General features: G+C 70.4%; 17 protein-coding genes and 1 pseudogene. 7 read left to right on the forward strand and 11 right to left on the reverse strand.

Annotated elements, in window-relative coordinates; translation table 11 throughout:
* From KBY71_RS08245 to KBY71_RS08255, 3 genes and pseudogenes are all read right to left on the reverse strand, one after another.
* Nucleotides 1-674 (reverse strand): annotated as a pseudogene (locus tag KBY71_RS08245) (hypothetical protein); the annotation flags it as partial.
* A complete protein-coding gene (locus tag KBY71_RS08250) occupies nucleotides 671-1,093 on the reverse strand; it encodes a hypothetical protein (protein WP_254928449.1) in 423 nt (140 codons plus the stop codon). The pseudogene KBY71_RS08245 and the gene KBY71_RS08250, both read right to left, overlap by 4 nt.
* Before the next feature lie 46 nt (nucleotides 1,094-1,139).
* Complete coding sequence (locus KBY71_RS08255) at nucleotides 1,140-1,535, reverse strand: iron-sulfur cluster assembly accessory protein (RefSeq protein WP_254928450.1); 396 nt, start codon at nucleotides 1,533-1,535, stop codon at nucleotides 1,140-1,142.
* A gap of 131 nt (nucleotides 1,536-1,666) precedes the next feature.
* Between KBY71_RS08255 and zds the strand changes: the two genes are divergently transcribed.
* The 3 genes from zds (at nucleotide 1,667) to KBY71_RS08270 (ending at nucleotide 4,108) form a co-directional block, all read left to right on the forward strand.
* A complete protein-coding gene (gene zds / locus KBY71_RS08260; protein WP_254928451.1) occupies nucleotides 1,667-3,145 on the forward strand; it encodes a 9,9'-di-cis-zeta-carotene desaturase in 1,479 nt (492 codons plus the stop codon).
* Between the two features lie 8 nt (nucleotides 3,146-3,153).
* Nucleotides 3,154-3,624 carry an SRPBCC family protein gene (locus KBY71_RS08265; RefSeq protein WP_254928452.1) on the forward strand — a complete coding sequence of 157 codons (471 nt, stop codon included), beginning with the start codon at nucleotides 3,154-3,156 and terminating at the stop codon, nucleotides 3,622-3,624.
* 106 nt (nucleotides 3,625-3,730) lie between these two features.
* Nucleotides 3,731-4,108 (forward strand): hypothetical protein, encoded by a 378-nt coding sequence (locus KBY71_RS08270; protein WP_254928453.1) that lies wholly within the window; start codon nucleotides 3,731-3,733, stop codon nucleotides 4,106-4,108.
* Here KBY71_RS08270 and KBY71_RS08275 read toward each other — a convergent pair.
* Genes KBY71_RS08275 through KBY71_RS08295 form a run of 5 tightly spaced genes read right to left on the reverse strand, consistent with a single transcriptional unit; the run spans nucleotide 4,065 to nucleotide 8,427 of the window.
* Nucleotides 4,065-4,901, reverse strand: coding sequence for a uroporphyrinogen-III synthase (locus tag KBY71_RS08275; RefSeq protein WP_254928454.1), 837 nt, complete (start codon nucleotides 4,899-4,901; stop codon nucleotides 4,065-4,067). The genes KBY71_RS08270 and KBY71_RS08275 overlap by 44 nt on opposite strands.
* 15 nt (nucleotides 4,902-4,916) lie before the next feature.
* On the reverse strand, nucleotides 4,917-6,125 hold the full coding sequence (locus KBY71_RS08280; RefSeq protein ID WP_254928455.1) for a TPR domain-containing glycosyltransferase: 1,209 nt from the start codon (nucleotides 6,123-6,125) through the stop codon (nucleotides 4,917-4,919).
* 34 nt (nucleotides 6,126-6,159) lie between these two features.
* On the reverse strand, nucleotides 6,160-7,836 hold the full coding sequence (locus KBY71_RS08285) for a glycoside hydrolase family 3 N-terminal domain-containing protein (RefSeq protein ID WP_254928456.1): 1,677 nt from the start codon (nucleotides 7,834-7,836) through the stop codon (nucleotides 6,160-6,162).
* Nucleotides 7,826-8,218: a 30S ribosome-binding factor RbfA gene (rbfA, locus tag KBY71_RS08290; RefSeq protein ID WP_254928457.1), complete on the reverse strand. Its 393-nt coding sequence runs from the start codon at nucleotides 8,216-8,218 to the stop codon at nucleotides 7,826-7,828. Before rbfA ends, KBY71_RS08285 begins: the two co-directional genes overlap by 11 nt.
* A 2-nt stretch (nucleotides 8,219-8,220) precedes the next feature.
* A complete protein-coding gene (locus tag KBY71_RS08295; RefSeq protein ID WP_190390023.1) occupies nucleotides 8,221-8,427 on the reverse strand; it encodes a DUF751 family protein in 207 nt (68 codons plus the stop codon).
* Nucleotides 8,428-8,492: 65 nt separating this feature from the next.
* On the opposite strand from KBY71_RS08295, the gene KBY71_RS08300 reads away from it, so the two are divergent.
* Nucleotides 8,493-9,212: a glutathione S-transferase family protein gene (locus KBY71_RS08300; protein ID WP_254928458.1), complete on the forward strand. Its 720-nt coding sequence runs from the start codon at nucleotides 8,493-8,495 to the stop codon at nucleotides 9,210-9,212.
* On the opposite strand, the gene KBY71_RS08305 is transcribed toward KBY71_RS08300, so the two are convergent.
* Nucleotides 9,169-9,834, reverse strand: coding sequence for a DUF6816 family protein (locus KBY71_RS08305; protein WP_254928459.1), 666 nt, complete (start codon nucleotides 9,832-9,834; stop codon nucleotides 9,169-9,171). The genes KBY71_RS08300 and KBY71_RS08305 overlap by 44 nt on opposite strands.
* Between KBY71_RS08305 and KBY71_RS08310 the strand changes: the two genes are divergently transcribed.
* On the forward strand, nucleotides 9,833-10,093 hold the full coding sequence (locus KBY71_RS08310; RefSeq protein ID WP_254928460.1) for a chlororespiratory reduction protein 7: 261 nt from the start codon (nucleotides 9,833-9,835) through the stop codon (nucleotides 10,091-10,093). The genes KBY71_RS08305 and KBY71_RS08310 overlap by 2 nt on opposite strands.
* Before the next feature lie 15 nt (nucleotides 10,094-10,108).
* On the opposite strand, the gene KBY71_RS08315 is transcribed toward KBY71_RS08310, so the two are convergent.
* Nucleotides 10,109-10,735 carry a shikimate kinase gene (locus KBY71_RS08315; RefSeq protein WP_254928461.1) on the reverse strand — a complete coding sequence of 209 codons (627 nt, stop codon included), beginning with the start codon at nucleotides 10,733-10,735 and terminating at the stop codon, nucleotides 10,109-10,111.
* 74 nt (nucleotides 10,736-10,809) lie between these two features.
* Here KBY71_RS08315 and KBY71_RS08320 point away from each other — a divergent pair, with 74 nt between their 5' ends.
* Both KBY71_RS08320 and KBY71_RS08325 read left to right on the forward strand, forming a co-directional pair.
* Nucleotides 10,810-11,772, forward strand: a complete 963-nt coding sequence (locus KBY71_RS08320; protein ID WP_254928462.1) for a 6-carboxytetrahydropterin synthase — start codon at nucleotides 10,810-10,812, stop codon at nucleotides 11,770-11,772.
* 18 nt (nucleotides 11,773-11,790) lie between these two features.
* Nucleotides 11,791-12,438, forward strand: a complete 648-nt coding sequence (locus KBY71_RS08325; protein WP_254928477.1) for a dihydrofolate reductase family protein — start codon at nucleotides 11,791-11,793, stop codon at nucleotides 12,436-12,438.
* Here the strand turns inward: KBY71_RS08325 and KBY71_RS08330 are convergent.
* A complete protein-coding gene (locus tag KBY71_RS08330; RefSeq protein ID WP_254928463.1) occupies nucleotides 12,411-12,836 on the reverse strand; it encodes a hypothetical protein in 426 nt (141 codons plus the stop codon). The genes KBY71_RS08325 and KBY71_RS08330 overlap by 28 nt on opposite strands.
* Nucleotides 12,837-12,841: the final 5 nt, after the last annotated feature.

Consider the following 12,841-nt stretch of genomic DNA (forward strand, 5'->3'; position numbering starts at 1 on the left):
ATCCGTTGCAGGTTGCGGGCCGCTTCCGGCAGGCGGCTGCCGGGCACCAGCAGCAGTTGCGGCTCCTGGTCTGGGCTGCTTGATGGAGGGCTCGAGGGGGGGGTGGGAGGCTGATCCGCAGGGGGGCCGCTCACCACATCCAGAAAGGGGTTGCCCAGGAAGGTCACGGGCCGGGCCAGCTGCTGGCTGAGGTCGCTGGCCGTGAGGGCATCCCGGCTCCAGATGGCTCGGATGGCCGGCCGCCCCAGCAGCCAGCCGCAGGGCCAGGGCAGCCGCAGGCGGCCCTCGTAGTGGCTGGAGTAGGCCACCAGGTACACGGCGGTGGGCAAGCCCGACAGCCAGCCCCCCAGCACCGCCAGCACGTCACCTACCGCCAGCACCAGGCCGTAGGCCTGGCGGCGGCGCCGCAGCAGCAGCAGGCGCCCCAGCACATAGAGCAGTTGGCCCTCCACCAGCTCACTCAGGCGTCCCGCCAGGCTGGTGTACCCCAGGCCCCCAGTGCTGCAGCTGCGCGTGCGGCCCAGCACAGGAATGCCCAGCTGCCGGTAGGGGGAGCCGTGGCCCACCAGGGGCAGGGCTTCCACGGGGATGCCCCGCTGGAGCAGCTGGGCCGCCACTAGGGCGCCACTGAGGTCTTCCCCGTGGCCGTTGCTGACCAGCAGAACCGGTTTCAACCCGCCAGCCAGGCCTTCACCTTCTCCATGGCCTTCCAGCCGGGTTTGCGCTGGAGCCCGTCGGCGATGGCGGCGTTGAGGTCTTCGGCCATCTCCGGGGCCATCACCATCACGCGTTGCACGATCTCCACGTGCTCCCGCACCCCCTTGGCGCCGGTTTCGAGCATGGCCAGGCTCAGGTTGATGCGGGCCTGGGGGTCCTGGCCGTTCAGGCGCACCGCGGTTTTGGCGGAACGCAGGGCTTCCTGGGGTTGGTCGTCCAGCAATTGCAACCAGGCCAGGCAGGTCCAGCCGGCGGAGAGGCGCGGCTCCTGCTGGGTGATCTGCTGGAAGCTGGCGATCACTTCGGGCAGGGGGCGCCCATCGTGGTAGCCCTGCAGGGCCTGCTCGAACAGCGAGGGGGCATCGGTGGCTGTCATGCGCGCGCGGGCCTGGTCGTGCCCTCAGATTGCCACCCGGCGGGTGTTACACCGCAAACGAGCTGCCGCAGCCGCAGGTCTGGCTGGCATTGGGGTTGGTGAAGTTGAAGCCGCCGCCGATCAGGGCCGTGGAGAAGTCGAGCTGCATTCCGTAGATGTAGAGCAAGCTCTTGGGATCACACACCACCTCAAAACTGGGGGCATCGGCCGGTTCGTAGGTGTAGCGCTCGTCGTCGGAGCGGATCTCCTCAGCCGCCACGAAATCCATCGTGTAGCTCATGCCGCTGCAGCCCCCGGAGCGCACCCCCACCCGCAGCACCTTGCCCGCACCCTGCTGGGCCATCAGGGCGGCCAGCTGCTTCATGGCGGGTTCGGTCACCTGAATGCCCTTGCCATCCCGGCCGGTGTGGGTGGCCGGAGCGGTGGTGGAGGGAGCCGTCATGGCGCTGCCGCGTTCGCGGTAATGGATCGTGGCTGAACTGTAGGCAGGGTGGGTTGGGGCTGTCGCTGCGGCCCCAGCACCCTCAGGCCAGCGGTTCGCTCCATAGAGTCGGCACACCAAAGGAGAGCAGGGTGCGCGTCGCCATCGTGGGTGCAGGGCTGGCCGGACTGGCGGCGGCGGTGGATCTGGTGGATGCCGGCCACCAGGTGGATCTCTATGAAGCCCGGCCGTTTCTGGGCGGCAAGGTGGGCAGCTGGGTGGATGAGGGGGGCAACCACATCGAGATGGGGCTGCACGTGTTCTTCTTCAACTACGCCAACCTCTTTGCCCTGCTGCGCAAGGTCGGCGCCCTCGACAACCTGCTGCCCAAAGACCACACCCACCTGTTCGTGAACACCGGCGGCGATCTGCGCGAGCTGGATTTTCGCTTTGCTCTTGGCGCCCCCTTCAACGGCCTCAAGGCCTTCTTCACCACCCCCCAGCTCGACTGGATCGACAAGCTGCGCAATGCCCTAGCCCTGGGCACCAGCCCGATCGTGCGGGGCCTGGTGGATTACGAGGGCGCGATGAAGACGATCCGGGCCCTCGATCGCATCAGCTTCCAGGACTGGTTCGTGGGCCACGGCGGCAGCGTTCAGAGCATCAAGCGGATGTGGAACCCGATCGCCTACGCCCTCGGGTTCATTGATTGCGAGGCGATCTCAGCCCGCTGCATGCTCACCATCTTCATGATGTTTGCGGCGAAAACCGAGGCCTCCAAGCTCAACCTGCTCAAGGGCTCGCCCCACCGCTGGCTCACCGGCCCGATTCTCGACTACATCCAGCAGCGCGGCGGCCAGCTGCACCTGCGCCACCGGGTCACGGAGGTGCACTTTGAAGACGCGGTGGCTGGCGAAACCCGCGTGACTGGCCTCACCCTCGGCACCCCCGATGGGGAGATTCAGGTGCAGGCGGACACCTACCTGGCGGCCTGTGATGTGCCGGGCATTCAGCGGATGATCCCGGAGGCCTGGCGCCGCTGGCCCCTGTTTGAAGCCATCTACAAGCTGGAAGCCGTGCCGGTGGCCACCGTGCAGCTGCGTTACGACGGCTGGGTGACGGAACTGGGCGATAGCCCGGAAGCCCAGGCCGCCCGGGCCGACCTCAGCCGCCCCAGCGGCCTCGACAACCTCCTCTACACCGCCGACGCCGACTTCAGCTGCTTCGCCGATCTGGCCCTGGCCAGCCCGGAGGACTACCGCAAGGAGGGGCTGGGCTCGCTGCTGCAGTGCGTGCTCACCCCCGGTGACCCCTGGATCCCCAAGAAAACCGAAGAGATCGTGGCCCACACCGATGCCCAGGTGCGCGCCCTCTTCCCCTCCGCCGCCAACCTGACCCTGGTGTGGAGCAACGTGGTGAAACTGGCCCAGTCGCTGTACCGGGAAGCACCGGGGATGGAGCCCTACCGGCCCGATCAGCGCACGCCCGTGGCCAATTTCTTTCTGGCCGGCAGCTATACCAAGCAGGACTACATCGACTCGATGGAAGGCGCCACCATGAGTGGCAGGCTGGCCGCGGCGGCGATCCTGGGCCGCCAGGCTGCTTTGGCTACCAACACCTCTGTCGCGTAGGAGATTCCATGGGCCGTTGGCTCGAGCACAGCGTCACCACGGAGATCCAGGCCTCGGTGCAGCAGGTGTGGGAGGTGTGGAGTGATCTGGAGGCCATGCCCCAGTGGATGCGCTGGATCGAGTCCGTGGTGACGCTGGAAGATCCCGATCTGACCGATTGGACCCTGGCGGCCCAGGGCTTCCGCTTTCACTGGAAGGCCCGGATCACCCAGCGGGTGGAGGCCCAGCAACTGCACTGGGAGTCCGTCGGCGGGCTGCCCACCAAGGGCGCTGTCCGCTTCTATCCCCAGGCGCCCGAACTCACAGCGGTGAAGCTGAGCGTGAGTTATGAGTTGCCGGGGGTCTTGGCACCGCTCATGGAACCGAGCATCCTGGGTGGAATTGTCACCAAGGAGCTGCAGGCGAACCTTGACCGATTCCGTGACCTCGTTGAAAGCCGCAACCCTGAAAGCCCCAGTCTTGAAAGCAGTGACCGCTAAGTCCCCTGGCGTTCTCCTCGGTGTGGCCCTCTTGCTGGCCGCCTGCGGCGGAGAGACGCCTCCAGACGTCAGCAGCCAGCCTCCGCCGTCTCCACCCCCAGCACCCGTGGCAGCGGCCCCTGTCGCCGCTCCGGGACCCGTGGCCGGGCTCACTCCGCTGCCCAGCGCTGACCAGGTGGTGGCCTCCGTCTCCTCAGGCCGGGTGGATCCGTTCGCGCCCCTTCAGACCACCAGCGCCCAGAGTGGGGTGCGTCCCGCGCTCACCCTGCCCCAAGGTCTGGTGTTCAACGGGGTGATCCGTTCCGGGGGCACGCCGGAGGCCCTGGTGCAGTTCTCCGGCGAGTCTGGAACCCTGCGGGTCGGTCAGAGGGGCGGCCGCACCACCACCCTGCTCCCCGATGGCTGGAGTGTGGCCAGCATCGACGTCCAGAAGGGCCGCCTCACCCTGCGCCAAGCGGGTCAGTCGGTGACGGCTGAGCTCTGAGGCAGCGGCCACAGGCCTCCACCAGCCCCTCCAGGTCGTGGGGATCGGCCTCCTGGTCCACCCGGCCGAGCAGCTTTCGGCAGCGCTCGCTGGTTTGGGGCCCGATCGATACCACGGCCACCCCGTCCAGGCTGGCGAGCCAGCTGGGTCCATAGGCCGCCTCCAGCATCCGGCAGGTGTGCGTCACCGTCTTGCCGCTGCTGAAGGTGATGGCGTCGAGACGTCGTTGCTCCAGGGCCGCCACGGCAGCGCTGGGCAGGCCCTCCGGGCAGCGGGTTTCGTAGGCCGCCACCTCCACCACCCGGGCCCCGGCATCGGCGAAGGCTTCCGCCAGCAGGGTGCGGCCACCGCTCTGCACCCGCGGCAGGAGCAACCGCAGCCCCCAGCCGGAGGCGGGGAAATGGTCCAGCAGGCTGTCGGCCACGAAGCTGGGCGGGATGAAATCGGCGGGGGCGCCGAGGGCCTCCAGCTGGGCGGCGGTTTTGCGACCCACCGCGGCGATCTTCAGGTGGGCCGGCCGGCGCGCCAGGCAGCGGCCCAGTCGGCGTAGCCGCTGCTCCACCGCCTCCACCCCATTGCCGCTGGAGAACACCAGCCAGTGGAAGTCGTCGAGCTCGCTCAGGGCGTCGTCGAGGGGGCCCCATTCATCCGGGGGGGTCACCACCAGGGCCGGCAGGTCCACCACCGAGGCGCCGGCGGCTTCAAACAGGCGCCGGGCTTCCCCCAGCTGGGTCTCGGCCCGGGTCACGGCGACGGTGCGGCCGCTTAGGGACAACTCGGGGGCCAGGGCCATGGCGGGATCTTGGGCTCAGTCGTCCAGCTTGACCATCGTGCCGGCCTGAAGGCGCAAGGCCTCGGCTTCGGCGCTCCGGTTCTGCTGGTTCAGCAGGGCGATCGCCTGGCGAAAGGCCAGCCGCGCCCCGCCGATGTCGCCGCTGAGCAGCAGGGCCACCGCCAGGTTTTGTTGGGCTGCGGCCAGGCTGGGGTCGCGCTGCAGGGCGGCGCGATAGGCCGTGATCGCGTCCGGGATGCGCCCCCGCCGCCGCTCGGCCAGCCCCAGGTGCAGCCAGCCCAGGGCCAGCTCCGGGGCTGCGTTGGTGGCGTCGCGGCAGAGGGTGCATGCCTCCTCCAGGGCGCCCTGGTTCAGGGCATCGCACTCCTGCAGCAGGGCGGCCAGGTTGAGCCGGGCCGCCAGGGTGAGCCGCGGCGGCAGGGGCAGGGCCAGGGCCTGGCGGTAGAGCTGGCTGGCGCGGGCAGGGTTGTTGCCGCTTTGGGCCATGGCCAGGTGCAGCAGCAGCTCGTAGCGCTCGGGATGGCGGTTGGCCGGGCAGTGGGCCAGCCCCTGCTCCAGCAAGGCAATGCCGCGCTCGTGGTGGCCTTCGCTCACCTCCAGGCTGCCGAGCTTGGCGCAGGCGTAGGGGTCGCCGGGGTGGGCGGCCAGGTCGGCCTCCATGGCCTGCCGCAGCCGCCCGGCCTTGGCGCCGCTGGCCAGCAGCTCGGGCCTGTAGCCGTCATGGGCCAGGGCCGGCACCCCGCAATCGGCCAGGCGCCAGTGGGGTTCCTGCTCGAGGAGGGCCAGCACGCTGTCATCCACCATCGAGTGGTAGGGCCGGCTCCAGTGGATGGCCGGATGGCGGCGAAACAGACGGCTGACGTTGGAGTAGGGCGACTGGGCGGCACCCCGCTCCTCCCGCAGCAGGTTGATCAGCAGCAGATCTGGCTGCGTCATCAGGGACTGCAGCGGGGCGCGGGCCCCGTCCAGGAGCCACTCATCGGCATCGAGCACCAGCACCCAGTCGCCGCGCACGTGCTCCAGGGCCGCATTGCGGGCCGGGGCGAAGTCCCCCGGCCAGGGCAGGTGGTGCACCACGGCCCCCAGCCCCTCGGCGATGGCCACCGTGGCGTCGCTGGAGCCGGTGTCGAGCAGCACCATCTCGTCCACAAATCCCGCCACCGAGCGCAGGCAGCGCTCCAGCCGCTCGGCTTCGTTGCGCACGATCATCGAGAGGCTGAGCATGGGCCCGGACCGGACGGAAGGCGCAGGGGGAGCGTCAGTCGGTGAAGCCGGCGCTGCTGCCAGTGTCCCCCAGCCCCAGGGCGCTGCCCAGGGTGTTCAGGGCTTCCGCCTGGGCCAGGGGCATCTGGCCGGGGCTGTACACCCCCGGAACGCCCTCCGGCAGCAGCGGCCGCAGCTCTTCCCACAGGTAGGGGCTGCCGTACACCACCAAGCCAGCCAGGCGCCCGGCGGCGGCCAGTTGGCGCAGGGCGGCCGGCCAGGCCTCGGCGCTGCCGGCACTGCCCCGGAAGGGGTTGCCCCGCACGAACAGCTGCAGCAGCACCGGCCCCGGGCCGAGGCGCTCCAGCGCCAGCGGAGCTGTGGGGATGCCGCTCCACAGGCTCGGGCTGCGGCTCTCCAGCAGCACGCTGCGCCAGCCGCGGGCTTCGGGCCGCGCCAGGGCCGGGGCGGTGGCTGGCAGGAAAGGGGCTGCCAAGGCGGTGTCCAGGCGGATCAGGTTGATGCCGGGCTGGCTGGCCTCGGCAGCCCTGGCCGTTCCGGCGCTGCCCGCGGCAGGTGCCTTGGCCTCCAGGGTGGCGCGCACCAGTTCGAGGGCCAGGGCCTGATCCGGCTGGGCCGCGGCTTCGGGGTTGGAGCTGGCCGCCGCCGAGTGGTCCCCACAGCGCTCCAGGGCCCGCTGGCGGCGCTCGGCATTGGCCTCGAGCTGCCCCCGGCTCAGCCGACCGTTCTGCACCGCTGCCGCGATGGCCGCGATGGCGGCCCTGGCATCGGCGGGCATCAGCACCAGGTCGGCGCCGGCCTCCAGGGCCAGCACCGCCGCTTCCCCGGCGCCGTAGTGGCCGGCGATCGCCTCCATCACCAGGGCATCGGTGACGATCAACCCGCCAAAGCCCAGCTCCTGGCGCAGCAGGCCGGTGAGCACCGGCTGCGACAGGGTGGCGGGCCGGTCGGGATCGAGGGCGGGCAGCATCAGGTGGGCGGTCATCACCGAGGCCACGTCGGCGGCGATCGCCTGCTGAAACGGGGGCAGCTCAATGGCCGCCAGCCGCTCCCGGCTGTGGGGCAGCAGCGGCAGGGTGAGGTGGGAGTCGCTGCTGGTGTCCCCGTGGCCGGGGAAGTGCTTGGCGCAGGTGAGCACCCCCTCCGCTTGGGCTCCGCGGATGAAGGCCGCTGCCAGCGCCCCTGCCGCCATCGGGTCGTCCCCCCAGGCCCGCACGTTGATCACGGGATTGGCGGGGTTGTTGTTGACGTCGCACACCGGGCCCAGCACCCAGTTCAGGCCGAGGGCCTGGGCATCCCGGCCGGTGCACTGGCCATAGCGCTCGGCCAGGGCCATCGCCCGCTTCGGTTCCCGTCCGTAGAGGCGCCCCAGGGCCAGGGGCGGCACCAGCCAGGTGGCCCCGTCAAAGCGCTGGCCCACGCCCTCTTCCACATCGGCACAGAGCAGCAGCGGTTGGCCGGCCCAGCGGCGCAGCTGGGCGCAGCGCAGGGCCACCTCAGCTGCGCTGCCGCCCAGGAGGATCACGCCGCCGACCCCCGCCTCCAGCAGCTCCTGCAGTTCCGCATTCGTCAGCTCCCAGCGGGGATAGCCCCGTTGATGGTCGGCCAGCTTGCCGCTGGCCCGCACCACCAGGAGCTGGTGGATCAGCCGCAGCAGGGCTGGATCTGACGCGGGCTGCGGGTCAGGCTGGGGCGCGGATTCAGAGCTCACTGGCTTCGGCCGGTTCGCCCTTCTCCTGCCGCTCTTCCTCCAGCCGGTTGAGCAGGCCCAGCACCGAGGTGCCCCGTTCAATGCCGCGGTCGAGCACGAACACCACCTCGGGGGTGCGGCGCATTTTCAGCCGCCGGCCGAGCTCGCCCTTCACAAAGGCGCTGGCGGAGCGCAGCCCCTCCATGGCCTGGCTGCGGTCGTCCTCGCTGCCGAAGACGCTCACGAAAATCTTGCAGTGCTGCAGGTCGCCGGCCACTTCCACCGTGGTGACGCTCACCATCCCCTGGCTGACCCGCTCGTCCTTGATGCCGCCGATCAGCAGCTCGCTCACTTCGCGGCGGATTAGGGAGGCCACCCGCTCCACCCGTCGGCTCTGTGCCATGGCTATGCCAGTGGTGCTGGGTTCACCATCGCACGCAGGATCAGCCCCAGGCTGAGCATGCCGCTCACGCCGGCCCCGATCAGGGCCACCGCCGTGACCGGATTGCGGCCTCGGGCGGCGAGGGGTTCGAACACCGAATTGGCCACCCCCAGGCCAAAGGCCACCAGATAGCGCGGGTAGCGCGTCACATTCAGGAAGAAGTCCTTCATCGCCCGGGGTGGTCGGTGCCTGCTGCGTGCTGGCTACTCTGCCGCCCAGAGGCCGGATTTGACGCATGCAGCTGCACCAGTTCAGGCATTCCGCCTTCTGCGAGAAGGTGAGGCTGGTGCTCGCCGCCAAACGCCTCGATTACACCGTGGTGGAGGTCACCCCCGGCATCGGCCAACTCGAGCTGTTCCGCCTCTCCGGCCAGCGGCAGGTGCCGGTGCTGGTGGATGGCGCGGAGGTGATCGCCGATTCCACGGCCATTGCGCTCTACCTCGAGCGGCACCATCCTGACGTGCCCTTGCTGCCCGCGGCACCGGCCGAGCGGGCCCGGGTGCTGCTGATTGAAGACTGGGCCGATACGGCCCTGGCGGCGGGCTGCCGGCTGGCCCTGGTGCAGGCGGCGGCGGTGGATCCCCTGCTGCGCACGGCCCTGCTGCCCGATTCCACCCCGGGCCCCCTGCGCCAGCTCGTCAGCAACCTGCCCTCAGGGGTGATGGCCGGCATGGGCGAGGCGCTGGTCAGCGTGGTGGGAACGGCCGAGCGCCAGCAGCTGCAGACCAACCTGGAGCAGCTCGCCCTGCTGGTGACCGACCAGCCCTACCTGGTGGGCGACCGTCTCTCCTTGGCCGATCTGGCCGTGGCGGCCCAGCTGGGGCTGCTCAAGTTTCCCGCCAGCAGCGGAGCCCCCCTGGCGGGCCTGGGGGTCAGCGGGATCGCCGACCATCCCCTGCTGGAGCCCCTGTTCAGCTGGCGGGATCGGATTGCAACGGAGGCGGGCCGGGGTTGAGCGGCGTGAGCTCCAGCCGGTAGTGGCCGCTGCTGCTGGCCGTCGCCGCCAACCCCAGGGCCGGGGAGGGATAGCTGGCCTGCCACTGCTCGGCGCTCACCGTGCCGTCCGGGCCCAGGGCATAGCGGCTCAGGGTTTCCACCCGGCTCACCCGCGGATCGCCGGGGCCGTGCAGCACCTGGAGGGCCAGCTCGTCGGCCCAGAAGTGGGTTGGATCCGGCTGGGCGCTGTGGCGCCCCACCACCGTGGATTCCAGCCGTTGATCGCCTGCCAGCACGGCAATCTGGCGGTTGGGGTTGGTGGGGTCGTTGGCCACCTGCAGCAGGGCCTCCCCCAGCAGGGCCCGGCCGATCGCGGTGGCGTTGTAGGCCCGATCCCCCACCACCGCGCCCTTGGCGTTGGGCGCAAACCGCACCTGGTAGGAGAGGTCGTCGCTGTGCACCTGCCACTGGCCGGCCATCCAGGTGGGGTAGGCGAGGTCTTGGCGCCCCGGTCGGTTGGAGGGGCGCCCGAGGGGAGCGGGCAGGCGCCAGTCGGGCCATTGGGTGGCCCGCTCCGCCAGGGCGGTTGGGCTGAGCGCCAGCAGCAGCGCCAGGATGGGGGCCAGTAGGGCTCCTGCCATGTCCGATCCCCTCCTCCGGGAGCTTGATCATTACGTGGTGCTGGAGCCGGTGGGGGGGGAGCGGATCCTCACGGCGGCCGAAACCCTGCACTGGCTGGCGGAGCAGCTCGAGGCCCTGGAGGTGGTGCCGGCGGATCTGGCGGCCCTGCCCACTGCCGCGGAGCGCGCCCAGCGCCTCCTGGAGACGGCCTGCGAGCTGGAGCTCGCCCCGGGCCTCGCGATCCAGTGGTTTGCGGTGCGGCTCGAGCCTCCCGGCTGATCGCCGCAGGCTGGCTCAGTTGAGGGATGGGGTGATCGTGCCGTCGGCCTGGCGCAGGCTGATCGGGGACGGAGGGGCTGCCGCCGGATCCTTGAGGATGGATGGCAGGCCCGCCAGCACCTGGAGGGCCACCTCCGCGGGCCCATCTCCGCCCTGTTGGACATGCAGGTCCGCCTGGGCATAGAGGGGCTGGCGCTGGCCCAGCAGCTCGCCGAGGCGAGCGCTGGGGTCTTCGGCCTCCAGGAGGGGCCGCGGCGTCGGATCGGCCTGGAGGCGCTCCAGTAGCAGCGATGCGGGCGCATCGAGCCACACCACCACGCCCTGGCGCATGTGGCCCCAGTTCTCCGGTCGGGTCACGACCCCTCCGCCGGTGGCCACCACCAGGGAGTGCCAGCTGGCAATCTGACCCAGCACCGCCGTTTCCAGGTCGCGAAACCCGGCTTCCCCGTCGCTGGCGAAAATGTCTGGGATGGTGCGTCCCGCCACCTGCTGGAGCGCGTCATCGGCATCGAGAAACCGATAGCCCAGCGCCTCTGCCAGGGGGCGACCCACGGCGCTTTTGCCGGCCCCCATCATGCCGACCAGATACAGATTGAGGCCCTGCAGCCGCTGGGCCAGGGCATGGTGGGAGGGGGTGGTCATGGCGGGGTAGTCATTGGCATGGACGCCGGGGCCCTGGGCCCGTTTCTAGGATGGAGGGCCTCCAGCCCAGGGCGATGACGGCCACTGCACCCGCCCAAGGGAGTTCTCCAGCCCAGAACGCCTCTAGCCATGGCCGGGGCAGGCCCTGCGTGATCACGCGGCGGGCCACCTTCAGTGCCAGTCACCTCTATTGGTTGCCGGAGCTGAGTGCGGAGGACAACCAAGCCCGTTTCGGGCCCTGCAGCCTGGCCCCTGGCCATGGCCACAACTACACCTTGATCGTGGCCATGGGTGGGCCCCTCGATGGCGATGGCATGGTGCTCAACCTCTCGGAGGTGAAGCACGCCATTCGGGCTGAGGTGACGGCCCAGCTCGATTTTCGCTTCCTCAACGAGGCCTGGCCGGAGTTCGACCTCAGCCGCCCGGAGGGCCGGCTGCCCACCACCGAAGCCCTCTGCCAGGCCATCTGGACCCGCCTGGCCCCCAAGCTGCCCCTGATGGGGCTGCGTCTGCACGAAACCGACACCCTCTGGGTCGACCTGCTCGCTCCCCCATCCGCCCCGACTCCCATGGAAGCCTTCCTCTCGATCCGCACCCACTTCGCCGCCGCCCATCGCCTGGCCCGGCCCGAGCTCTCCCAGGGGGAGAACGAAGCGATCTATGGCAAGTGCGCCCGGCCCCACGGCCACGGCCACAACTACCTGCTGGACGTGACCGTGCGCGGCCCGATCGACGCCCGCACCGGCATGGTGTGTGATCTGGCGGCCCTGCAGCAGCTCGTCGACGACCTGGTGGTGGAGCCCTTCGACCACACCTTCTTGAACAAGGACGTGGAGCACTTCGCCAGCACCGTGCCCACCGCCGAGAACATCGCCCTGCACATCGTCGATCTGCTCACCGGCCCGATCGCCGCCACCGGTGCCCGGCTGCACAAGGTGCGCCTGCAGGAGAGCCCCAACAACGCCGCCGAGGTGTTCGCCGAAACTCCCCAGCTTGAGATGGTGCCCGCGGCCCTGGAAGCCCTGGTGGCCGGCTGAGCCCCGGCGGTGTCGGGCCTGAAGGTGCCCAGCCTGCGACTCGTGCTGGCCGTGAGCCTGGACGGCCGGCTGGCTCCCCCGGAGGGCGGTGCGGCCCAGCTGGGTGGCAGCGGGGATCGTCGGGTGCTGGAGGAGGCCCTGGCCTGGGCCGATGGCTGCTTGATCGGAGCGGAAACCGTGCGGCGCCACGGCAGCACCTGCCTGATCCATGCTCCCGACCTGCTGGCCCAGCGGCTGGCTTCCGGCCGCGGCCACCAGCCGGTGGCCGTGGTGGTGAGCCGCACGGCGCGTTTTGCCGCCGATCTCCCCTTTTGGCAGCAGCCCCTGGAGCGCTGGTTGCTGGCCCCAGCAGGGGCGCTGCCGCAGCAAGGATTTCAGCGTCAGCTGGACCACGCGGGCTGGCCTGGGGCCCTGGCGGCCCTTCAGGCCGCTGGATTGGAGCGGCTGGTGGTGCTGGGCGGCGCCAACCTGGCGGCTGGCCTGCTGGCGGGAGGCTGGATCGATGCACTCCAGCTCACCCTCTGCCCCCGCCTGCTGGGTGGGCCCCACAGTTGGGTGCCGCTGCAGGCTGCCGTTCAGGCGAGCACCTGGCAGCTGGAGGAGCACCGCCGTTTGCCCGGTGACGAGCTGCTGGTGCGCTACCGGCGTGTTTTGGCGAAGCCTTGAGCCAGCTCCTTGAGCGGGACGGCCTGGAGGCTGTCGGCCGGTAGCCCCAGCATCTTGGCCAGGCAGCGTTTCACCACCACTTCGCTGTCGGCGCCAAGGTCGCCCCGAATCATGTCCCCCAGAATGGCCAGGCTGCGGCCGCTGTCCGCGGTTTCCTGCACCAGGCATTGGCTGGTGGGCCTGGCCAGCTGGGTGCAGGGGGCTTCCAGCTTGGCGGCCAGGGCGGCATTGCCGGACGATCCGGTCTCCACGCAGACGGTTTTGAGCCGCTGCTCCAGTTGGGGCCGCATCAGCTGCAGCACGGGCAGCAGCAGGCTCGTGAGCAGCACGGGTGCCACCAGGGCACGGATCGGTTGGGGCACCGCAATGGCACAGCTCTGGTTAGTTTTGCTCCCCATCCCCC

Origin of the sequence: Cyanobium sp. T1B-Tous (genome assembly GCF_024345475.1) — a bacterium.
GTDB lineage: Bacteria > Cyanobacteriota > Cyanobacteriia > PCC-6307 > Cyanobiaceae > Cyanobium_A.